General features: G+C 56.0%; 13 protein-coding genes and 5 pseudogenes. 7 read left to right on the top strand and 11 right to left on the bottom strand.

Annotated elements, in window-relative coordinates; genetic code table 11:
* Positions 1-143 precede the first annotated feature (143 nt).
* Positions 144-1,118: a hypothetical protein gene (locus tag J7302_RS13315; RefSeq protein WP_131679694.1), complete on the bottom strand. Its 975-nt coding sequence runs from the start codon at positions 1,116-1,118 to the stop codon at positions 144-146.
* Between the two features lie 956 nt (positions 1,119-2,074).
* On the opposite strand from J7302_RS13315, the gene J7302_RS13310 reads away from it, so the two are divergent.
* The 3 genes from J7302_RS13310 to J7302_RS13300 are packed head-to-tail and all read left to right on the top strand — an operon-like array spanning position 2,075 to position 7,264.
* A complete protein-coding gene (locus tag J7302_RS13310; RefSeq protein WP_003451024.1) occupies positions 2,075-4,009 on the top strand; it encodes a DDE-type integrase/transposase/recombinase in 1,935 nt (644 codons plus the stop codon).
* Positions 3,984-4,922 carry a TniB family NTP-binding protein gene (locus tag J7302_RS13305; protein ID WP_081608068.1) on the top strand — a complete coding sequence of 313 codons (939 nt, stop codon included), beginning with the start codon at positions 3,984-3,986 and terminating at the stop codon, positions 4,920-4,922. Before J7302_RS13310 ends, J7302_RS13305 begins: the two co-directional genes overlap by 26 nt.
* The gene (locus J7302_RS13300) at positions 4,919-7,264 is read left to right on the top strand and encodes a hypothetical protein (RefSeq protein ID WP_003451022.1); all 2,346 of its coding nucleotides are present in this window, start codon (positions 4,919-4,921) and stop codon (positions 7,262-7,264) included. Before J7302_RS13305 ends, J7302_RS13300 begins: the two co-directional genes overlap by 4 nt.
* Positions 7,265-8,210: 946 nt before the next feature.
* Here J7302_RS13300 and J7302_RS13295 read toward each other — a convergent pair.
* The gene (locus J7302_RS13295; RefSeq protein ID WP_215375209.1) at positions 8,211-8,987 is read right to left on the bottom strand and encodes an alpha/beta hydrolase; all 777 of its coding nucleotides are present in this window, start codon (positions 8,985-8,987) and stop codon (positions 8,211-8,213) included.
* A gap of 110 nt (positions 8,988-9,097) precedes the next feature.
* Between J7302_RS13295 and J7302_RS13290 the strand changes: the two genes are divergently transcribed.
* Positions 9,098-10,537, top strand: coding sequence for an HD domain-containing phosphohydrolase (locus J7302_RS13290; protein WP_215375474.1), 1,440 nt, complete (start codon positions 9,098-9,100; stop codon positions 10,535-10,537).
* Positions 10,538-10,783: 246 nt separating this feature from the next.
* Here J7302_RS13290 and J7302_RS13285 read toward each other — a convergent pair.
* The 5 genes and pseudogenes from J7302_RS13285 to J7302_RS13265 all read right to left on the bottom strand — a co-directional run.
* Positions 10,784-11,377, bottom strand: a pseudogene (locus tag J7302_RS13285) (transposase); the annotation flags it as partial.
* A 336-nt stretch (positions 11,378-11,713) separates the two neighbouring features.
* Positions 11,714-12,559, bottom strand: a complete 846-nt coding sequence (locus tag J7302_RS13280) for an alpha/beta fold hydrolase (protein WP_215375206.1) — start codon at positions 12,557-12,559, stop codon at positions 11,714-11,716.
* 32 nt (positions 12,560-12,591) lie between these two features.
* Positions 12,592-13,098 (bottom strand): annotated as a pseudogene (locus J7302_RS13275) (catalase); the annotation flags it as partial.
* A gap of 41 nt (positions 13,099-13,139) precedes the next feature.
* Positions 13,140-13,964: an alpha/beta fold hydrolase gene (locus tag J7302_RS13270; RefSeq protein ID WP_215375470.1), complete on the bottom strand. Its 825-nt coding sequence runs from the start codon at positions 13,962-13,964 to the stop codon at positions 13,140-13,142.
* A 145-nt stretch (positions 13,965-14,109) separates the two neighbouring features.
* Complete coding sequence (locus J7302_RS13265) at positions 14,110-15,228, bottom strand: SMP-30/gluconolactonase/LRE family protein (protein WP_215375203.1); 1,119 nt, start codon at positions 15,226-15,228, stop codon at positions 14,110-14,112.
* Between the two features lie 229 nt (positions 15,229-15,457).
* On the opposite strand from J7302_RS13265, the gene J7302_RS13260 reads away from it, so the two are divergent.
* Entirely contained in the window at positions 15,458-15,841 is a 384-nt protein-coding gene (locus J7302_RS13260; RefSeq protein WP_215375200.1) for a helix-turn-helix domain-containing protein, read from the top strand.
* On the opposite strand, the gene J7302_RS13255 is transcribed toward J7302_RS13260, so the two are convergent.
* Positions 15,828-16,790 carry a helix-turn-helix domain-containing protein gene (locus J7302_RS13255; protein WP_251702053.1) on the bottom strand — a complete coding sequence of 321 codons (963 nt, stop codon included), beginning with the start codon at positions 16,788-16,790 and terminating at the stop codon, positions 15,828-15,830. The genes J7302_RS13260 and J7302_RS13255 overlap by 14 nt on opposite strands.
* Positions 16,791-17,324: 534 nt before the next feature.
* On the opposite strand from J7302_RS13255, the pseudogene J7302_RS13250 reads away from it, so the two are divergent.
* Positions 17,325-17,955, top strand: a pseudogene (locus J7302_RS13250) (transposase); the annotation flags it as partial.
* Between the two features lie 148 nt (positions 17,956-18,103).
* Here J7302_RS13250 and J7302_RS13245 read toward each other — a convergent pair.
* From J7302_RS13245 to J7302_RS13235, 3 genes and pseudogenes are all read right to left on the bottom strand, one after another.
* Positions 18,104-19,483, bottom strand: coding sequence for a purine-cytosine permease family protein (locus J7302_RS13245; protein ID WP_215375197.1), 1,380 nt, complete (start codon positions 19,481-19,483; stop codon positions 18,104-18,106).
* 389 nt (positions 19,484-19,872) lie between these two features.
* A pseudogene (locus tag J7302_RS13240) lies at positions 19,873-20,286 on the bottom strand (transposase); the annotation flags it as partial.
* Positions 20,287-20,393: 107 nt separating this feature from the next.
* Positions 20,394-21,323 (bottom strand): malate dehydrogenase, encoded by a 930-nt coding sequence (locus J7302_RS13235; RefSeq protein ID WP_215375195.1) that lies wholly within the window; start codon positions 21,321-21,323, stop codon positions 20,394-20,396.
* Positions 21,324-21,569: 246 nt separating this feature from the next.
* On the opposite strand from J7302_RS13235, the pseudogene J7302_RS13230 reads away from it, so the two are divergent.
* Positions 21,570-22,479 (top strand): annotated as a pseudogene (locus tag J7302_RS13230) (transposase); the annotation flags it as partial.
* Positions 22,480-22,751 lie beyond the last annotated feature (272 nt).

Genomic DNA, 22,751 nt, shown 5'->3' with positions numbered 1-22,751 from the left:
TAAGTTTCGAGTAACGCATACGAAGCCTGGAGTAAAGCATTGTTGCCCGGTGAGTTGCTTAAGTACGTCGAGTAAGAATACCTGGTGAAATGCAGGTGACGCGCATTGACCATCAAGAAACTGTGTTAGCCAATGTGATTGCGTCAAGCCTTAACACCCACACGCCGCATTATCCGGAGATCACCCTTGGCGACGTCGCGACTCAGGCCTATAGCTGTCCAAGGCAGCGAAACCCGCGCTGTTAAGATGGTTTTCTTCGCACGAGACCACTGCATGCGAAGTCGATCAGGCATTACCATTCTGGTTTTTGAATTCAATAGCGCGTTAACAAGCTCCATATCTTCAAGCGCTTCCCACAGCAATAAGAAAGCCTCGTCATTCCACGCATGCACCCACTCGTACTCGAACATGCATTCCAAGATATCCTGGTAAACATTCAACGTGTGGTTAAGGTTTTTATATTTCCTTTCCCACGCCCTCAGTTCACCATCCACCAATAGCTCACAGTCAAGCAAGGCACTAATCAGATCCAGTAGCTGGTATCTGATATGCCATAACGGCGAGCGCAAGCAGGCCAAGTAAAAATACAGGGAGAAATTCTTCTTCAGCCAAGCACGCTGCCCCACAAGCGACCTCGCCTCGCTGCGCATCAAGATCAGCAAAGGGCCGATCTTGGTCCAACTGGGGCTACTGCATAGCCGGGCCATTGCTAGGTTGGTGAAGTCGGGTAACGGTTTACCATCCATTCGGAGTGCTGCTGCACACCTATCCCAGAAGGATCGGTCTGCAGAAAGCCCGCTAAGTGCCAGCCATAGTGGGTCACACAAGACCTGCCGCAAAACTGGAAATTCTCCAAGCATCTGCTGCAAAAGCGCATCGCGAGGCAAGCTGCCCTCGAAATAGGCGATCCACTTACTACTGTATGGATCGTCGTGCTGCAGACCGTGGGTCTTGACCCACCAAACCCCCAGTGCGTGCCCGTTGTGCGGCACACCCGCTAGGTCCGCCAACGTATGCGCAAACAGCATGGCCCGCGTTTTACGCACCGCGGAGTTGTACGTATCGCGCACGGCCACATCACACCATGGCCTGTTTCGCCCACCTTCTGAACTGTTCATAAAGGTCCGCCCGAACAAACTGGAACTTGTTGCACACCTACAACCAGCGTTGTAGAGCCATCGGAAAACTCTAGCCGGGCGTCTTTGCTGTACTAGACCAGTTCCTGATTAGGGTTCACAGTCTTATGTAATAAGCGTAATGGCCCCTTCCTCGGAGGCTGCGAACCTCGATTCGTGGCAGGAGGTTTGTCATGCCCTCTCAACCGAAAGCCCCTCATCTTGCAAAAGGCGGTACTGGCCGCCACCGGGCTAACTTCTCCTCGCGTAAGAAACCTGCCTAGCGGCAATTCCCGGAGGCAATGCGATGATCTCGATACCCGAAGAACTGAGAAGTACTCTTTCGTTAAGGCCAGGCCCCAAACTCCGACGCGGCAAATATGGAAAACATGTCACATGCGTTCCCTCGCGCAAAAATGGTCGAACAATAGTCTGTGAAACCATTCTCGAAACGCATTTTTGTATCGAGCTCGAGCGCAGCCCATGTATCACTCACTACCAGGCTCAGCCATTCACTTTGGCCCTAACCAACAGTCGTAAGTGCTATACCCCAGACTTCGTAGCATGCCATCGGGACGGAACAATCGTGCTCTACGAAATCAAGCATGACGCCGTGCGAAACGACTTGTTAACACTCGATCGGCTAGACGGTTGGCGGGAGCTCTTAAACGAGTGCGGCTATGAACTAGAACGTGTATTCGAAAACCAATTTTTCCATCCCATCAAAACCGACAACCTCCACCTTCTGTATCAGCAAAGCTTTGGCTCCAATTTTCGCTCAGCCTCAACTATTCGATCACTAATACAAGAATCACCCCAAAAACAACTATTAGTCGAGGACTTGATAACCAAACAAATACGTACTGAGGACATTGCCCATGCAGTATTTTATGGATCGATCGTAACTAATTTAACCCGCCCATTTACTTTACATTCCCGGCTTCGGTGTGGAGTCAATGATGGAAAATGAAAACACTAATCAACTAGATCTTCGCATTGGCGAGCACTATCACTACCGCAGCCAAGGATTTGTAATAATTTCCATTGATGGCAACAAGATACAACTGAGAAGCTTACTCCAGAGAAAAAATATTTGCTTCCAGAGTTACGAAACACTAGCACTCGCTTACCGACGAGGTATCTTCTACAAAATACAGGAAGCGCCTCTACTTGCAGAAGTAAACAAAATCATAGCCGCCCTAAGCACAAAAGTCCGCGAGCAACTGGACAAACGCTTGGAGTATGTACGCCGGGTCTTGGAAAAATTTGAGGGGTCTCTCCCTAGACAAGAAACCACCACGTTTCTGGCCGAAATCGGAAAAATAATCGGCGACGCCTCTCCCCCTGGTTACACGACCATTTACAACTGGGTGAGAACATATCTTCACGCCGGCGAAAACCCCACCTCATTGATTTCAATGCGCGTTAGGAAGAGAAAATACAGGCTCACACGACAGCCGGAAGAAATCCAAGAGCAAATCAATTACAACATTGAATTGCTATACCACTCGAGTACACCCTGCCCAGTTAAAGCTGTCATTGAAGCCATTGAATTTAGCATCGAAGACCTAAACTCCAAGAGACCCATTTCAGATCAACTTCAGGTACCCAGTAGGTCGACACTGCGTCGAATCATCAATGAAATTGATACTTTCCTGACAGAGTCTCATCAACTTGGGCACGGAGCTGCGATCAAGAACCAACGTTGGAGTAGGGTATACAGGAAGCTACGTCGAAGACTGCAGCGTGTAGAGTGCGATACACACGTCCTTGACCTGATCGTCGTCAATGAGCACGGGGAGGTCCTTGGACGACCTTACCTGACGATTGCTCTTGATGTTTATTCACGCCGAGTGATCGGCTGGGACATTTCTCTGAATCCCCCCAGCATCGAGAAAACTATCCGCGCGATCAAAATGTCGTTGTCTAGTGCGTATGAGCGCAATGGATTGGCGGAACACTATATTGTTGACAACGGCGCTGAATTTATAGCCAAAAAACTTCAGGACTGCTTGCGACTGCTGGGCGCCGAAATAACATTCTGTGAACCTGGCGAACCCAATCAGAAACCCTTCGTCGAGCGCTGGTTCAAAACACTGACGATCAGCCTTATCCATCATATGAAGGGGACAACGTTCTCAAACATACTTGAGCGGGGCGATTACGACTCGGAAAAAGATGCCGTGTTCACCCTGGGGCAACTGAGCGAGACTTTCAAGGATTGGTTAGACACCGTGTACCACAGTGACTTCCATCGCGGACTTGGAACGTCGCCGGACATCTTCTGGAATACCCATACTGATAACGCCTTCCCCCCGAAAAGGTATTCGCATGAGGATCTGAATCGCTTCTTTCTCAGCAAGAGGAGCGCGCTTCCGGCAAATGGTCGCATCGGCTTCCAGGATCTGCAATGGACGGGCCCAGCTGTCGCGTACCTAAGCACCCTTAAGGGCAATAAAGACAAGTTGACTCTCTTCTATGACCCGAGTGAATTGGGCACTGCTTGGGTGTGTCACCCCGATACCCCGGACGAGCTATTTAGCATAGAGGCGGCCGATCCGGATTATCAGATTGGTCTGACTATGCACATGCATAAGCTAATTAGGAAAGAGCTGCAAGAGAAACACAGCAAGTTTAATTACAAGGATGCCCGTAATAATCGCGTGAGGATCAACCTCCGATTGGCCGCAGCCAAGGGTAAGCGTGCCCGCAAGCAGCAAGCGCGAATGGCAGAGAATGGCTCGTATAGCCCTCCCCTTCCCCTAGCTTCGACGCCGTCAGAAACGAATGAGACCTTCATGATCGACCCGTCCAAACACTTGGCCAACAGTCAAGTACCCGGACTTTCTCAAGTGATTGGAGCCAAGCATGATAAACACAACGGAGAAAGTTAAGCTTTTTGAGCAACAAATCGTTTTCTTTCAAAACTATCGCCAAGCGTTTGCCAAACTCGAGAAGGCAGTCGAATGTACACGACTACGAGGCATACCCACCTCTGCGGTTTTAATTGGCCCTTCTGGCGCAGGAAAATCCACACTCAGTACCATCTTCCAAAATTCTTTTCCCTCACCTCACATAGAGCACAAACACGAGGGGATCTACCACGTAATTCCGGCATTCTATTGCAGCGTGCCTGCCAAAGTAACGATTAAGTCCTTCTGCAAAGCAATACTCAGCGGACTTCACTGCAATGACACATCCGGCGACACTGTCGACCTGGAACTACGAATCATCGAACTCCTGAAAACCTGCCAAACACAGATAATCATAATAGACGAGTTCCAGATACTCGCGAAACGAGGCAATTATAACCATTTAGAAGGATTGAAGGACTGGCTCCTGGCACTTTCAAATAGCATAAACATTCCCATAATCATCGTAGGTACGGAAGAATGTGCGGAAATAATCTATCGGGAGCCTCAACTTGCCAGGCGCTTTCCCTTTCTGGTTAGGCTTAAGTACTTGGAATTCAATGAAAAACTGGACTCGGAGTACATTACAACGCTTCGCGGGCTCGATGAAAAACTCTATGAAATAGGAAACTTAAAGCCCGGAATACATTTGACCGACCCCAGCATTTGCACTCGCCTGTACGTCGCAAGCCAAGGCAATCTCGAGTACCTCCGACAGATTCTTTCCCTCGCATTTAGCTTCTGCCTTAATCGGAATGACAAAAAGATCATTCTCGCCGACTTTCACGATGCCTGCGCTCTTATAGAACTAGAACTTAGTCTCAGCCCGAAGCAGAACCCTTTTTCACTAGACCTAGCTAAGTGCTATTCAATTATTGAGACGCACTCACAATGAAGGATCTGCATTTCATACCTATACCCTTACCAGAGGAAAGCCCGTTAAGCCTTCTCAAGCGCGCCGCTATTAGAAATGGCTACAGTACCTGTAGACAATTCCTCTCTTGGCAAAATGCAGCATATAAGGCCCAAAACCATCCCATGTTGGTTGACTCTCAATTTGCTATGCTTTTGTGCGCCCAAGCAGGAGAGTATGCACACGAGGTCAGACAATCATTTTACGAAATTAACTATTCTACTTACTCAGGAGTACGAGTATGCATTAACCAGATGGCAATTGATAGAAGACTAATACGCTATAGCGCGGCCGCAATTTGCACAGACTGCGTTAGAGACGGCTGGGAAAAGCAAGTCAAAGACCTCTTACCTGTTGAAAACTGCCCATATCATTCAAAAAAATACATTTCGCATTGCCCAAGCTGTGAACGAAAAATAACTTGGGTAAACCAGGTACTCCTTGCGTGCAAATGTGGTAACCGACTAGAGTCCCCTAGCTGCCCTGCAAATGACGTTATTCTCGATAGAAAAATCTTATTCTTACTTCGGCTTAAGTCTCAAAAAGCCTTCGACTTACTCGCCACATCATTAAAAAACTTGTACTGGAACATAGAAAATAGCTCCTATGAAGAACGAAGAAAGATTTTATCAATTGCGCTAGCTATTTCACTGGACGAACCCGAAAAAATAGCCTCATCACTAGTTAATCTCTACGGAGATAGCCGCGGCAACAATTTGGATTTTTATATTGCCAAGTTGAATCCCTTTACCCCCGAAAAAACCTTAACCACGGTTAAGGATATTCTTTATAGGGAGTATGCCCACAAAGGAATCTCTAAAGAAATTCCAGCACCACTTACCTGCCATCAATTGAAGATCTACCTAGGCCTCTCACAAACTGAATGGACCAAGATCCAAAGGCATGAAGAATTCACCAATTTGGGAAACCATAAATCCCGATTCGATCATTCGAAAATTATGCGAATCAAGGAGATTCATGAAGATCTAATCTTGCAATCTTTGAATGACACTCAAGGACTTGAGGAATCGTTAACCGCACACGAAGTCGCAGGTCAATTTAAAACAAATCTAGACGTTATTTACGAATTAAAAATCGCGAACTTGCTGGGAAATGTCAACAAATCAATAAGACCCCATCGAATTTCTTGCAACGCCATATCAAATTTTAATGAAAACTACATTCTCGCCCATCAACTGGCTGAAGAATTGGAAATTTCTGTTCGTACGCTCAGAAAAGTCATCGTAGATCTTAACCTATTAACTCCACCACTTCCGCACAAACATATACTTACCACAGTAATACTCAAGAAAGACATAGAAAAAATTAAGAACCACCTTACTCCCTACGAAAAGCCTATGCATCGATCCCCTAAGCGCTCAGCGAATCTTCTACGTGTAAAAAGCGAAGATCGAAGCTCCTATTACAACACAAAAGAAGCGTCACAGATATCAAGTCTGTCCACGACCTTATTAAGGCAACTTGTTCGAGTCAATATCCTGCATGTTCACTATAGAGAAAATAAACCAGGATACCTGTTCCACAAAGATGAAATCCATCAAATACAACGTAAATACATAGGTGTATCTGAAGCAGCATCCCTCTTAGAAATCCCCACAGTAAAAGTTTCCTGCACCCTAGCCAGCAATGGAATACAACAATGTACCGGACCGCTCGTGGATGGAGAAGCTAATGTTTTATTTTTACGAAGCGATTTTATCGGACGAAAACTAGTCAAGCTCAAATCAAAACTCAGATGCCATACGGAAAGCCAGGCAGAATCGAATTTAATTCCCATAAAGCACGCAGCCAAACAAACCGGTTTAACACAAGCGGATATGCTGGCTGTAAAAGCCGCCCTGATCATTCCCCTCCGCGCTCAAGATAACAAGTCAATAGTTGGCATTTCACCAGCAGAACTACAAACCATAACCGACCATTTGAGTAACTATAAAGCCACTAGAGAAGTGCTACGTGGCACTTGGATGTCTCGAAAAACTTTCTGCAAAATATTCTTGAACACTCACATTATCTCTGAGTTATTCATCAAAAGGATACCGCACATCAACAAGGAGGACATTACTAAGCTAACTGAGTTTACAAGCAAATATTGCAACTTAAAAATGGCCGACGTGATCATGGGCGCACCTAAGGGCCACGCATACCAATTGTTAAGCCGGGGGTTACTTCGCGCTGCGCACTGTCCAGAAGCTCTGCTAACCGGAAAATTACTCCTGGATAGAAAGGAAATTGAATCAATGGATTACAAACCACTAATACGCCGCAAAATAAGTAAACCTATCAACATAGAATCGTCGACCTAGTCAACTTACCCGCCCGTCTTTTAGCCCATCAAAATTCAGCGCCTGCCGTTCAGCCAGATCTCGCGATTGACTCCATACAAGCCCATAGCCCATAGCCCATAGCCCATAGCCCATAGCCCATAGCCCATAGCCCAATAATCTACTGCTCAGCTATTTAGCCAAATTAAGTATTTTTTATTTACGTTATTCCAGTACCACTGAATTTATTGTTAATTTATTCATTTCATCCCCCCCCTCGAACGAATATTCTCAACCACTTTCCTGTTAGAGTGCTCCCTAAGAAAGCCTCCTTCAATCGGGGGGCTAGGGCTAGAACCTAGATTTCCGACCATTTTGCGCAAAAAAATCTGTTATTTCTTTTTTTTGACACGTCATTTCACTTATAGGTGATCGCCAGCTTTGTAACCCATTGATTTTCATAGCACCAATTTCTTCTCCGTTAGATATCTTTCGGGTCGCGTAGTTTTTCAACAAACACTGAAACTTTTTCACTGAATGTTGAAACGGATGCACCGAGACGGTCCACAGCCGCTGCCTGGGGAGGCAGCGGCGCCAGCCACCCCAGGCTGGCGTTAGCAACAGGGCAAGGCCATTACCCCCAAAGGAACTGGGGTAGAAGGGAGTAGGAGAAAAGGGCCGGTGAGCAATGCTCACCGGCCCTTTTTCACTGTTGGGAAGAGCTGCGCACAATCAACCTCGTGGCTCACCTAGACGTCGCCCCGCTGCGGGTCTGTGAATTTTTTCTGTCTTTTCGGGGCATGTCCCATCGATGGATGGCTTAGGCCACGCCGTCACTAGTGACCACGACCGAGGTCGTAGTTAAGTGTGTTCCTGGGACGGCCACTGCCAAATCACAATGCAAGAATGCGCACACCTAGCGGCGTGCGCTTCTTGATCCAACCGTGTCTAGCCAGCTGCGCTTAACATACTCTGCGGCGAATTAGCCTCAGTTGTGGTCTGAGGAGTGGGTCTCTTGGACCGCTTGGATGATGACCTTAGCTACATCACCTGGGCGAGACTGCTGCGGCACATGGCTGGCATTGACCTCAGTGACCTGGGCGCCGATTTTCTTCGCGAGTTCGCGCTGCAGATCGGGCTGGATCATGCGGTCTTCGCTGGCAACAACAAACCAGCTCTGTTTGTTTTTCCACGCCGCAGCGGTAGTTCTGTCGTCGAATGCCGACGCGCGGATAGGCCCTTGCGTGGCGACCATGACAGCGGTTTGCTCTGGGGAAAGGTCCTGAGCGAAGCCGTTAGCCATGCCTTTGGGAGTCATGTATAGGTAGCCGTTCTTGTCAGTTGCAATTTCGCTTACACCGGACGGTGCGGGATAGTCTTTGCCTATCTCTTTGCTGGCTTGACCTGCGTCAGGGGCGAAGGCTGCAACGTATACCAAGCCACGAACTTTTTTGTCAGTGCCGGCCTGACTGATCACGGTTCCACCCCAGGAGTGCCCGACCAATACGACATCGTTTTCCTGGTTGTTCAAGGCTCTCTGCGTGGCCGCCACGTCATCGGCCAGCGAAGTCAGCGGATTTTGCACCACGGTGACCTTGATGCCTTCGGCCTGCAACAGCGGTACTACCTTGGCCCAGTCGGAGCCGTCTGCAAAGGCACCATGCACGATCACGACCGACGGTTTCGGGGTGGACGCGTAGCTGCCCACGGCGAAGAGTGAAGCCGTTATGGCGAGTGCGAGGGCGAGTGTCTTGGGTTTGAACATGGTGAAATCTCCTGTGTTTGGTGACATTCAGTTTCAGAGACTCTCGGCTGTTCAGGTATCGGTCGTTTATCCGAGGCCAGCAATATTCAGGCGAGGATGTGGAGAGCGATTTGGTGGAGAGTGACTACATCGGACTGGAGGGGGCGATCCTGGCGTTGTCCATGGTGGGCGACCTGAGCATGGGACAGCCCCTCGACCAATCACGCCGCACTGCGCGCCTGGTCCAGTTACTCGCACAGTCCTGCAACGGTGTGGGTGAACACACAGAAGGCGCTCGACAAGTGGCTTTGCTGCGCTGGTCGGGTTGTACTGCCAATGCTGAGGGCTTCGACCGTCTTCTCGGCGATGACGTTGAGGGCCGCAACGCCATGCTCAGCCAGACGTTAGGTGCGGCTGGCCTGCGTGCCATGCGTAAGTCCGCTCCTTTGGCTGTAGTGCATTGCGAGGTATCGGGCGACATCGCTCACACACTCGGCCTGAGCGCGCCGGTCGAGCAGGGGCTTCGACATGTGTTCGAGCAGTTCGACGGTGAGGGCAAACCCTTTGGTTTGCGACATCCCGAGGTACCGGAGGTGGTGTATCAGGTAATGCTGGCAGGTGATCTGGAGATCCTCTCACGGGTTCACGGGCTGGATGCTGCACTGAAATGGATCGCGTCCAAGGCCAATCGGCGGTACCCGGCATCGCTCGCTGCGGAGCTCTCGCGGCATGCCAGGGATTGGCTGGAAGCATTGCGCATACCCGAAGCCTCTGATTCAGAACCTCGCGAGGGGGGCGGGAAGGTACCGCTCACCCTAGTAGGGGATGTGATCGACCTGAAATTGCCCTGGCTAGCTGGCTACTCGCGTCGCTCGGCCGAACTGATACGGGAAGCCGCTAGGCTCTGGGGCCTGTCGGAACTATCAACTGAGCAGGCAGCGAAGGCAGCATTGATTCATGGCATCGGTCGGGCTGCAGTGCCCAACCGAATCTGGAACACGACAGGCGCACTGCTGGATGGCGATTTCGAACAGGTAAGATTGGTGCCCTATTGGACGTCGCGTTCATGCAGTCAGATTCCTGAATTGGTAGTGCCAGGTCGACTGGCTGGCAACGCTTATGAGCGACTGGATGGGAGTGGATACTTTCGGGAGCTCGAAAGTGATGTACTGAAACCTGAACATCGCTTGCTGGCGGCAGCGCTAGTTTGGCAGGCACTGCGTTCCGAGAGGCCTTGGCGCCCAGCCTTCAATGATGGTGATGCAGAGCGGCTTCTACTCAAAGAAGCTGGTCAGGGGCGTTTTGATCCCCAAGCCTGCCAGGCGGTCATCGCTGCAGCCCGTGGCGAAAGCGTTGTAGCCCTAGGCAAAGTAAATAGCAGTCCACTGACCGAGCGTGAGACGCAAATTCTTCATCGCATTAGCATTGGCGAGAGCAACAAAGAGGTGGCACGCCAGCTTGGTATTAGTCCGAGCACAGTACGCACTCATGTCGAAAGTGTGTTCCGCAAGCTGCAGTGCACTACTCGTGCCGCGGCGACTCTGAAGGCACTGACTATGGGATTTATGTGAGTGGCAAACAATCGCATCGGGTTCTGTAGCCCTAGTGACAGCTGCTTATGGCCGGTAGGAGCCGCTGACCATGACTGCTACCGGCCGATTCTGTTGAAAAAGGCGATTTTGCGGTAGCCAGCCGGCCAAGCGTGACAGCTTTCGAACTGGCTGCAAGCCACTTCAAATTGCCTTTCGGCGTTTCGCTGAGCGTCCGGGCTCAGGTTTGCGGGTTGATCCGAGGGGTTCTGCTCGCGGCAGGCGTACCTATCCCGTGATTGGTGGCCCGTGAGACATGAGCTTGGCCATGCGTCGCAGGTTCTGCACCGTCGCGGCCAAGGTGAATTCGTCAGTCGCACCGGTCAGGCCACGCAGTCGTAAACGATCGAGTTTCATGATTCGTTTGAGGTGGGCAAAGAGCATCTCCACCTTCTTGCACTCGCAACGGGAGCGGAGGTACTCCGGCGTCTTGGCGATGCGTCGCGCCACGTCGCGAGCAGCCTCATGGATGCTACGCACGATCTTGCGGTTCGGCGTGTTGGGGCAGCACTTGGCTTTCAGCGGGCAGGTGGCGCAGTCGGCTTGGCTGGAGCGGTAGATGATGGTGTTGGCCTTGGTTACCCGCGACCGTTGCCGGGTGAAGGCGCGCCATTCACTGCGTAGCGGTTTGCCGGTTGGGCAGCGGCATTCATTGGCTGCCTGACTCCAGTGAAAGTCGTGGCTGGAGAAGCTGTCGTCCTTGCGCTCGGTCTTGTCCCACACCGGCACATGCGGCTCGATGGCCTTCTCTTCGACCAGCCAGGCCAGCATCGGGGCCGTGCCACAGCCGGTATCGCCGATGAGGCGTTCCGGCGTGAGGTCGACCGGCTGGCATCCGCCTTGATGATGCTGGCGTCGACGGCGAAGCCTGCGCCCTTGATCCAGGCACTGGTCGATGCTGCGCAGGAGGTGTTGGGGCGGGACGTGCTCTTCCAGATTGAACGAGTAGAACAGGCGAGCCTGTCCTCCCGGAATCCGCCCCATCATGCTGCCTACCCCACACCCACTGAGCGCGTGATTTTGCCGGCGGCATGGGACGGCAGCTACTTTTTCAACAGAATCGGCCAAGAGCTGCCCATCAGCACCAATACCGTATCCCTGATTTTTATAGCCAGCCTTGCGTTCTGGGTGATCGAATCGAGTACACAACGAGACTCGTTACCCTGCAACAAACGCCGCTATATGTGCCGCGCTGGCAACGGGATACTGCAGTTGCGGGCCATGCCCCGAGCTGGGCAGGGTCACCAGGTGCAAAGTGGGCAGGGTGCGGTTGAGCGCGTACCAGTTTTCCACGGGAAAGACGATGTCGTGATCGCCACCAAGGTGCAGCACTGGCGTTTGCGTTTGCTTGAGGGCGTCCAATGCCACCTGCACTGGGAACATGGGGTTGCGCGGCCCGTCGCCCAGCGACTGCGCGGCCCAGGCATAAGGCACCGGAGTGCAACGCCCTTCACTGCGCCGGGCAATTCGTTCGGCCGAACGCACCGCAGCTTCCCGGCTGCTCGCCGAGGTTGGCTCGAAAAACAGGCTGACGAAGTCCTCGAAATCATTCGAGCGGGCGGCCAACTGGTAGAACAACGGCTCACCGGTCTTGACCAGCGGTCCGGGTGGCGTGGTGGCGATCAGCAACAGGTGACTGAGCAGTTGCGGCGCTTGCAACAACACCAGTTGCGCCGCCACGCCGCCGATTGACCAACCACCCAGCACCACCCTGCCCAGCTTCAGCGCGCCGATAAGATCGACGGCATCCTTGGCCAGCGAAGCTGGGTCATAGGTCGGCTGGCCTGTGGACCAGCCGAGGCCACTGTAGTCGAAAACATAAACCCGAAAACGCTGCGCGGCGAGCGCATCGAGAAAAGCCGGGTCCCAATCGTCCATGATGCCCCTGAAGCGCAGGCAGAGCACCAGTGGCGTGCCTTCGCCGATGACTCGATAAGCCAAGCGGCGTCCGTCGACCTCGACGAACTGATTGGGAACTGCGTAGGCGGATGTGGAAATGGTCATGATCGCTCGCTCCAAGTCAAAGGGAGGCAGATTCAGCGCGCCAGCCCGAGCGCCTTCGCCACACCTGCGCCGTAGGCCGGGTCTGCCTTGTTGCAGTTGTCGATATGACGCAGTTTCACCTCGTCGGGCGCATCGCCCCTCCCCCTCGCCGTGTTGTCGAATAGCGCCTGTTGCTGCGCCTGGCTCATCAGACGAAACAGGTCGCCGGGCTGCTGGTGATGATCGTCGTCGACCCGCTGGTCCCGGTTGGTCGCATTGCCGTCGAGCAGCAACGGCGGCTCGCGCAACTCCTGCTGATCCTCCCAGACGCCATGACTATTGGGGTAATAGCCGATGGTCGAGCCCTGATTGTCATCAGTGCGCATCTGACCGTCACGGTGGTAGCTGTGGTAAGGACAGCGCGGGGCGTTGACCGGGATCAGGTTGAAGTTGACGCCCAGCCGATAGCGCTGGGTATCGCCGTACGAAAACAGCCGCGCCTGCAGCATCTTGTCCGGTGAAAATCCGATACCTGGAACGATGTTGGCCGGCGAAAAGGCGACAGTAGTCATAAGCGCTTCCTCTTGGTTGTTTAGTCCGTTTAACCGCGCAGGAAGGCCAGCATGTCGGCGTTGAGCTTTTCCTTGTGGGTATCGGTAATGCCGTGCGGCGCACCGGGGTAGATCACCAGTTTGGCGTGCGGCACCAGCTTGGCCGAGGCACGGGCGGCGGCATCCACGGGCACGATCTGATCGTCGTCGCCGTGCAGGATCAGCGTGGGGATATCGAATTTCTTCAGGTCTTCGCTGAAGTCGGTTTCGGAAAAGGCCTTGATGCAGTCGTAGGCGTTCTTGTGCCCGGCCATCATGCCCTGCATCCAGAAGGCGTCGATCACGCCTTGGGAGGGCTTGGCACCGGGGCGGTTGTAGCCAAAGAAGGGGCCACTGGCGACATTCCGGTACAACTGCGAGCGGTCGGCGAGCGAAGCGGTGCGGATGCCGTCGAATACCGAGAGGGGCAGGCCGCCGGGATTGGCCTCGGTCTTGACCATCAACGGGGGAACCGCCGAAATCAGTCCAGCCCTGGCCACCCGCGCGGTGCCATGCCTACCGATGTAACGCGCCACCTCGCCGCCTCCGGTGGAGAAGCCGAACAGCGAGGCCCCACGTACGTCCAGATGGTCGAGCAACTGGGCCAGGTCATCGGCATAGGTGTCCATCTCATTGCCATTCCAGGGTTGGCTGGAGCGGCCATGACCACGGCGGTCGTGAGCGATCACCCGATAGCCGTTGCTGGCCAGGAAGAACATTTGCGCTTCCCAGCTATCGGAGTTGAGTGGCCAGCCGTGGCTGAGGACGACAACCGGGCCTGTGCCCCAATCCTTGTAATAGATCTCGGTACCGTCGCGAGTAGTAATGGTGCCCATGGTCTTGCGCTCTCCATTCTCAGGTTGCGGACGGGTTGCTGCGGAGCCACTGCTGCGCATACAACCGCCTAAGGGTAACAACATCGTCGTAGCCAGCACGGCCGAGCCGAGCAACAGCTGGCGACGGCCTCTATTCAGAAGTAGTTCAGGGTTTTGCGGCATCGGCTAACTCTCCCTTGGTTGGCGATTGCGGCAGGCGCACGCGCATCAGGTTCCAGGTGCTCACCCGCTCTTCCCACTCGTCGCCCTCGACAGGCGTCAGCGGCAGGGCCAGGTTGCTGACCACCATCCACTCGCCTTGCACCACACTGCTGGCGGGAAACAGCAGGCCACGCGGGGCACCGTTGCTGGCGATGCCCTGAAAGCTTCCCGCACGTATGCGAATCAGCCCGCGCTCATCGAGCCCCAGCAGTTGGTCGATCTGATTGGCCAGCAGCCACAGCAGGTGATCGTGGAACAGCAAACCGTCGGCTCCGGGCAAGCTCTCGGCCAGCACCTGCAGCTCGCCGCTCGGCAGGCGCATGCGCAGCAGGCGGCCGTCGCCGGCATTGTTGATATACAGCAGGCTCTCGTCGGCGTTGAAGGCCAGGCCATTGGCGCAGAAGGGCAGAAAGCCCGCGGTGGCCAGCAGCGGATCGCGCGACAGCACCTCTATCGCGCAGGGGGCGCAGCGCGTGGCGTTGGCGATGCGGTAGAGCGCCCCCTGGAAAGAGTCGGAAACGTAGAGGTCACCGTTGTCGGCGAACACCAGGCCATTTGGCGCAGGCGCACCAGCAGAACCGAAGTAGATCTGGTCCTGGCTGCCGTCCGGGTTGGCAACGCTGCGCGGGGCGGGTGCCGCCGGGCTGAGCCGGGGGAAGTCGAGCAGGTCCTCGACCGGAGTGTCCGCGGTGAAATCGGCCGCGATGCGTTGCAGCTTGCCGGCGCCGAAGTTGAGGATGTAAATCTGGCCGTCGGCATAGCCCAGACCGGTCAGCGGCGTAGCGACAAAAGAGCGTTGCGCCAGCAGCTGGCCGTCTGCCGCGTAGCGCAGCAATTGGTTGTTACGCACACTGGAAGGCTGACGAGCATCGAAAGTACCCACGTAGATTTCGCCGTTGACCGGGTTGACGGCGAGCCCTTCCGGGTAGCGCACACCGGCGGGCAGCTCGGCGAACAGCTCGACCTCGAGCAACTGCGGCCCCTGCGCCTCGGCCCACACACCGGCGGTAGCTGTGGCCAGAAACAGGCTCAGGATGCCCATGCAGCACTTCGACATTTTCATATCGCCTCCACTCGCGTCGACGCTGGTCGAACGCGTCCGGGGGCTCGTCAGGACGCCGAATGCCAGGGCAGCGGATGGCGAGCGATGCGTCGATGCTCGCTGCGCGCGGCAGCAGGCGGCTACGTAAAATCGGCAAAAATGCCCGACGCTCAGGATCTGCCTGTTTTACGTAGCCGCAGCGCCTGTCTCGGCGCAGCCTGGGGCCGTCACCCTTGGCCAGGACATTGTCATGCCACCGCGAATCACGCCACGCCAACGCGCCCGCCAGGCCTCCTACGAGCGGCTGCTGAAGCGGGTGCTGGAGTTGTTGTCGCTCGGCAGCGGGCGCACGCCGCGCCTGACCGAGCTGTGCCGCACGCTCGGGGTCAGCGAACGCACCCTGCGCAGCGCCTTCGTCGCCACCCTGGGTATGGCGCCGGCACGTTATCTGCGTCTGCGCCGCCTGCACCTGCTGCGCGCCGCACTGGCGGTCGCCGATCAGCATCAGACCAGCGTCACGGAGATCGCCCGGCACTTCGGCTACACCGATTGCGGGCGCATGGCGGCGGACTACCGCGCACTGTTCGGCGAGTACCCCAGCGCCACCCTGCTGCGCGGGGTCAGGCCTGGCTGAGCGGCGTCGGCAGCGAGCGCCGGCCGCGCAGCGACTGCGACGGCAGTTCGCCGAAGTAGCGGCGGTAGAGGCCGGCGAAGCGGCCGAAGTCCCACACGCCGAAGCGCGTGCAGATCTCGGTGATGGTCTCTCCCGGTGCCGCGCGCAGAATGGCGCGGCGGATTGCGTGCAGGCGATGCTGCATCAGGTAGCGGTGCGGGCTCATGCCCAGATGGCGGGTGAACAGGTTGCGCAGCGTGCGCTCCGAGGTGTTGCAGGTCTGGCACAGGTCGGCCATGTGCAGCGGGGTATCCGGCATGGCGTCCAACAGTTCCAAGGCACGCCGCAGGATCTGCTGATGACTGTGCAGGGTAGCCTGACCGCGCTGTGCCGGAGTCGCCGGCAACAGGCTGCGGAACACCCGATCCATCAGCTCGCTGCGCGCCGCACACTCGGCCGCTGGGGCGTGCAGCTCCTGCGGTGCGCAGTGATCGATGCGCAGCAGGCGCAGCGCCAGCCAGATCAACGGCGCCAGGTCCTGCTGGGCCAGGCAGACCAGATTGCGCGAGAGGATCGACGCGTCGAACTCGTCCTCGTGCTGCTGCGCCCAACGCAGCACCAGTTCGCAGGACATGGCCACCGTCATCCAACTGGCCGGTTGGCTGGCGTCGATATGGAACATAGCCTCGGGCACCATCCAGCCGATCAGGCGCCGATCCAGGCGCTGCCCGCCTAGCACAGTGCACTCGTGTCGGCTCAACGGCAGGAAGATATTGAAGAAGCCGGGCAGGCCGATACCACTGTAGACGGTGCCGGCGCCCTCGCGGCCGAACATCAGGGCCACACCGTCCAGCTCGACGACGCGCAGACGCCAATCGCGCTGCTGCCGCGAGCGCAGAACATAATGTCCCGCTACCCCATACAAGGCTTCTTCGAACTCGTCGAAGTCGGCACAGATCAGCCGGCTCATGCTACCCCCCCCCCAGAAGAGTGCCCTGCGCCGGGACTGGACAACCGCAGTTCAGCAAGCATCCAGTGTAGAAGCATTCGCAGCTGCCCGTTGTGCACAGGGCAAATGGAAGTAAGCAGACTAGTGTCGCGTCAACCATGATATGTCAGGCGGTTGCAGAAGCTGAGTGCAACACGGTTCTTGAATTGAAGCGGACGCATTACGCTGCATCGCCATCGTTTCCCATCATCTCTGGCATTACCTCAATCGGGCACCTCCAGTCGAAGTGCTTACGTGCGCGTGAGTCAGGGGGCAGGCCGCTCCTTTTGCTTATGAGAAAAGAGGACGCGCATTTATTTTCATGGCCCTAAGTCAGAGTGTTGGACCGATGGGCCGCTTCTGGCCCAGACCGTGTAAAAAAACGTTGGCATCGACCTCGCTGTGATTTGATCGATTCAAATCAGCGGGGGACGCCAATGAAGCGTTTTTATTCAGGGAGAGCACCGAGGCCAAAGCGCGCTGCTTCCCGAGAGCCTGGATGACTACGTGGCGGTCATGGGTGTCGAGGATCTATCGTCGGTCGCAGATAGAGGGGTACTTCAAAGGCGAGGAAATACTCGCTTGTCATGAGGCTGGAATCACCGTTTTTGTGCCCAAGGCGCTGACCTCGGGAGCAACAGCCGCGCACCGATTTGGCAAAGGCGATTTCATCTATGACGCAGCAAGGAACGAGTCCCGATGCCCGGCAGGGCAAAGCCTGATCTGGCGTTTCTCTAGCGTCGAGAAAGGGCTGAAGCCGCACCGCTACTGGAGTTCACACTGCCAAGGTTGTGCCTTGAAAGAACACTGTACGCCTAGCTCAGAGCGGCGAGTGAGCCGCTGGGAGCATGAGGCAGTGCTCGAGGCGATGCAGAGTCGCCTGGATCAAGCGCCCGAGATGATGCGGATCCGCCGCCAAACGGTCGAGCACCCGTTCGGCACGCGGAAGTCCTGGATGGGCGCCACCCACTTCCTCACCAGAACACTCGACCGGGTGAGTACTGAGATGAGCCTGCATGTGCTCGCCTACAATCCCAAGCGCATGTTGAATGTGTTGGGCAGCGGTGCCTTGATGGCTTACGACTCTTGCCGCCCTCCGGCAGGCGCGCCGAAGCCGGAGGTGCCCATGACGATTGCGCCTGATTGAGCCTCTCACGGCCTCCTGGGACTAAGAAAATCACTCAGCAGTTGATTGCCATCGCTTGCTGCGTTTTTACAGGGTCTTGGCCAGAAACAGACCATGGACAAGCTGCTATCGACTTCATCATCTCCGTATCGCCCATGTCACCAAGGAATCAGTCAGGAACAGGAGATTGGGATTGATGTTGCTTGATTGAGGGCTGGCTGTTCACTATGCAGTACAGCGCCCCTGCGAGTACCAGGCCCACAGCCCAACTAATGTCGGCCCCTAGCCAGTTCGCTACAAAGCCGTTGTAGAACGAAAGCTTCATGAACGGGATCGTGCCGATGATCGAGACGGCATACACCATTAGCGTGCGTCGATTGAAGCGCCCGTATCGACCTTTGGGATCGTACAGCTCGCCCACCTCATAGTGACCGCGACACACCCAGTAGTAGTCGGCCAGGTTGATCGCACTCCAGGGGATCAGCAGATAGAGCTGTCCAATCAAAATGTCTGCAAAGAAGGTGTCAAAACGATACTGGGTGGCGATGGCGATCAGGGTTGCAGCTACGGTCAGCACTGCCATCACCAACGCTTTTGCAGTAGCTGTGACGTATCGCAGCCCACCAAAGGCTCCGAAGATCGTCACCGAAGACATGTAGGCGCTGTACAGGCAGAGCACGTTGTACTGGATCACCCCGAGCGCAATCACACCCAACGCCAATGGTGCCCAGGGGCCGAACAGCATGGCGATTGCGGTTGCAGGGTCATGCCCAAGCGCTGCCGGGATCGCAACGGCCACTAGAGCGCCCAAGGCCATCATGGCGAAAGAGCCTAGCGCGCAGCCGCAGTATGTTGTCCAGAACGTGGCGCGTGTGCTGACATTGGCCGGAAGGTAACGCGAGTAATCCGCCACGTAGGGGCCGTAACCTAACGTCCAGGAAGCCGCCTGCGCGACGACCAGGTTAAAGGCCGTCAGCGAAAAGCCCTCGCCTGCTACCGTGGTCGATATCGCGTCGCTGGGGTGCAGCAGGATCAAAGCCAGCGCACTGGCAAATACCAGAGTTGACATCAGGCTCATCCACGCCCCTAGACGGTGGATCAGCTCATAGCCTACGAAACCGATAATGAAGGTCAGAATGCCCACCGCCACGATGGCCTGGTCATCGCCGATGGGCACCAGTGCCTTCAAGGCATCGCGCATCAGGACGCCACTGGCGGCCAGGAATAGCACCGCCGCCGTGACCATCACCAGTAAGGGAATCGCAGCGCCGTAGACACCAAATTGTGCGCGGCTCTGAATCATCTGTGGGACGCCCAAATGTGGGCCTTGGGCGGAGTGTGCGGCCATGAATATGGTGCCGACGAGATTGCCGATCAGCAGGCCGAGCAATGTCCAGGCGAAGCTCAACCCTGAGGCGATACCTAACGTGCCGACGACCAGAGCAGTCACTTGGAAATTCGAGCTGAACCAGATAGTGAACAACCGTCTGGGTGCGCCATAGCGCTCAGAGTGAGGGACAAACTCAATACTTCGCTTTTCAAGCTTCACGATCGCCTCCTGATTTATCCCCGCAATTATCAGTTGACGATTGAGAGCACTTCGGCCCGAAGCCGAACACCTCGTAGCTATTAACGACCCCTGCGATCAGCGGTTCGTCTCCCCTTGAATAGCCCCGGAATCGCTAGAGACCTTCCTGCCTTAGAAAGACGCCGGCACTACTGGAGAAATCATTCCGATTTGACCAATGGTTGCCTACCGCCACCGGCAGCTTCGGGTTGATTCTGTTGAAAAAGGCGGTTTTGCAGTAGCCAGCCGGCCAGGGGTGACAGCTTTGGAAGTGGCTGCAAGCCACTCCGAATTGCCTTTCGGCATTTGTCTGAGCGTTCTTGCTCAGTTTTGCGGGTTAATCCGAGGGTTTCTGCTCGCGGCAGGCGTACCTATCCCGTGAGCGGCGGCCCGTGAGACATGAGCTTGGCCATGCGTCGCAGGTTCTGCACCGTCGCGGCCAAGGTGAATTCGTCAGTCGCACCGGTCAGGCCACGCAGTCGTAAACGGTCGAGTTTCATGATCCGTTTGAGGAGGGCGAAGAGCATCCCCACCTTCTTGCGCTCGCAGCGAGAGGCGAGGTACTCCGGTGTCTTGGCGATGCGTCGCGCTACGTCGCGAGCAACCTCATGGATGCTGTGAACGGTCTTGCGGTTCGGCGTGTTGGGGCAGCACTTGGCTTTCAGCGGGCAGGTGGCGCAGTCGGTTTGGCTGGAGCGGTAGATGATGGTGTTGGCCTTGGTCACCCGCGATCGTTGCCGGGTGAAGGCGCGCCATTCACTGCGTAGCGGTTTGCCGGTTGGGCAGGATTAGAGCAAAGGAGATAAATCTGAGAATCATCTAGCCGGCCTCCCCACCTCCATGAGGTGGGGAGGCCGGCTAATGGGTGTCCCCTTTTCTCATATACCCCTGCTCACAAAGCATTCATTTCAGCAATATCACGCACCACCTGATCTGCAGAGTGGTCGAACATCGCCTGCTCCTGCGCATCCAGAGGTAACTCGATCACCCGCACAAGCCCCTCCGCTGCCAGCACACAGGGGACACCCATGGCAATACCTGTTCGCCCGTACTCGCCCTCGAGAATCGCGACCGTCGGCAAAATGCGGTTTCGCCCATTGGCGATAGCATCCACCATCTGTGCAATTGCCACGCCCGGCGCATCACAGGCGCTCCCCAGCTTCTTCAAACCCAGAATCTCGCCGCCACCCTGACGCGTGCGCTCCACAATCCGCTCTAGCTGCTGACTGGACAGGAAGTGAGACAGCGGCACCGAACCGACCGCACAGTATCGCATCAGCGGCACCATGCTATCGCCATGCCCTCCCAGCACCAGCGCCGTGATATCCCGAGCAGAAAACCCTGTCTCCTCGGCAATGAAACACTTCATGCGCGCTGTATCCAGCACCCCCGCCTGCCCGAACACCCTGTCGCGTCCCAGCCCACTGAGACTCCAAGCCCGATAGGTCAGCACGTCGACCGGGTTCGACACCACCAACACCGTCGCTGCCGGAGCATGACGATTAATATCCAGCATGATGCTATCGAGAATTGGCAGATTGATACTCAATACATCCTGGCGCGACTGACCAGGCTTGCGGGGCACACCCGCCGTAATCACCACTAGGTCAGAATCCTGCAGCATTTCGGCATTGGACCCGCCGTAAACCCGGGTATCAGAACCTGACTCAACAGCCGCCTGCCAGACGTCCAGCGCCTTGCCCTTTGCCAACTCACCCTGCACATCGATCAACACCAACTCACGACAGAACTCTTCCCGGGCGATGATCTGAGCCGCCGCCTCACCCACCATACCGGCACCCACAATTGATAGCTTGTTCACCTCACACCTCCGCGCGCCACCCGCAACACGCCCACCTGTGCAGAAAAGTATTACCCGCTAATGCAAAAAGGCCACCCGAAAGCGGCCGAAGCCGTCGCTAATGGGCCGGTCGAAAAGCGGTCGAAAAGGGGACAGATCTATTTTTCCTACCCTAATGTCCCCTTTTGGCCGATTCTGCTGAAAAAGTAGCGGCCGCCCCATGCCGCCGGCAAAATCACGCGCTCAGCGAGCATGGGGGCAGGCAGCATGATGGGACGGTTACCGGGAGGACAGGCTCGCCTGTTCTACTCGTTCAATCTGGACGAGCACGTCCCGCCCCAACACCTCCTGCGCAGCATCGACCAGTGCCTGGATCAAGGGCTCAGGCTTCGCCGTCGACGCCAGCATCATCAAGGCGGATGCCAGCCGGCAACGTGGGGTGGCGGGCGATGAAGTCGACTGGCGCGATCCGGCGCTCAGCAGCCGCCCCGTGCGCGAGTACCTCGAAGCGCTGGATGAGGAAGCGTGGGCCGAAGCCCTCCCCAAGAAGATGTCGTTCACCGATCCGCTGGCGCGTTGGACCGCCGCGCCAGGTGGCCCAGCCTACTTTGTCTACGCCACCAACTACCTGATCGACACCGCGCACGGCGTGATCCTGGATGTGGAAGCCACGCCGGCGCATCGGACCGCCGAAGTCGAGTCGACCAAAACGATGGTGGAGCGCGTCGAAGCGCAGTTCGACCTCACGCCGGAACGCCTCATCGGCGATACCGCCTATGGCACGGCCCCGATGCTGGCCTGGCTGGTCGAAGAGAAGGCCATCGAGCCGCATGTGCCGGTGTGGGACAAGACCGAGCGCAAGGACGACAGTTTCTCCAGCCACGACTTTCACTGGAGTCAGGCAGCCAATGAATACCGCTGCCCAACCGGCAAACCGCTACGCAGTGAATGGCGCGCCTTCACCCGGCAACGATCGCGGGTGACCAAGGCCAACACCATCATCTACCGCTCCAGCCAAGCTGACTGCGCCACCTGCCCGCTGAAAGCCAAGTGCTGCCCCAACACGCCGAACCGCAAGACCGTTCGCAGCATCCATGAGGTTGCTCGCGACGTAGCGCGACGCATTGCCAAGACACCGGAGTACCTCGCCTCTCGCTGCGAGCGCAAGACGGTGGATCCGAAAACCGGTTTCGCCGAAGCGCACCTTCTGCGCCATATCCGTCAGCGCCTTGAGCGACACATCCGCCGCCACGACCCCGGAAAACTCCCCAGCGTTATCCTTGAAGCCCCTGAGCACCGCGACATAAACCGCGTCATCCGGTTCCCAGTAATAGCCGTCGCGGCGGGCCAGGGTGAAGTTGGCGTCATGGCCAATGCGGTACCACTCGCGCTTGCGCGGATCCCAATCGCCGTAATCGCCGGTACCCGGCCACTCCACATGGCCACCAA

Source organism: Metapseudomonas boanensis, assembly GCF_018704125.1.
GTDB classification, from domain to species: Bacteria; Pseudomonadota; Gammaproteobacteria; order Pseudomonadales; family Pseudomonadaceae; genus Metapseudomonas; species Metapseudomonas boanensis.
This window is presented reverse-complemented; position numbering and strand designations above follow the sequence as displayed.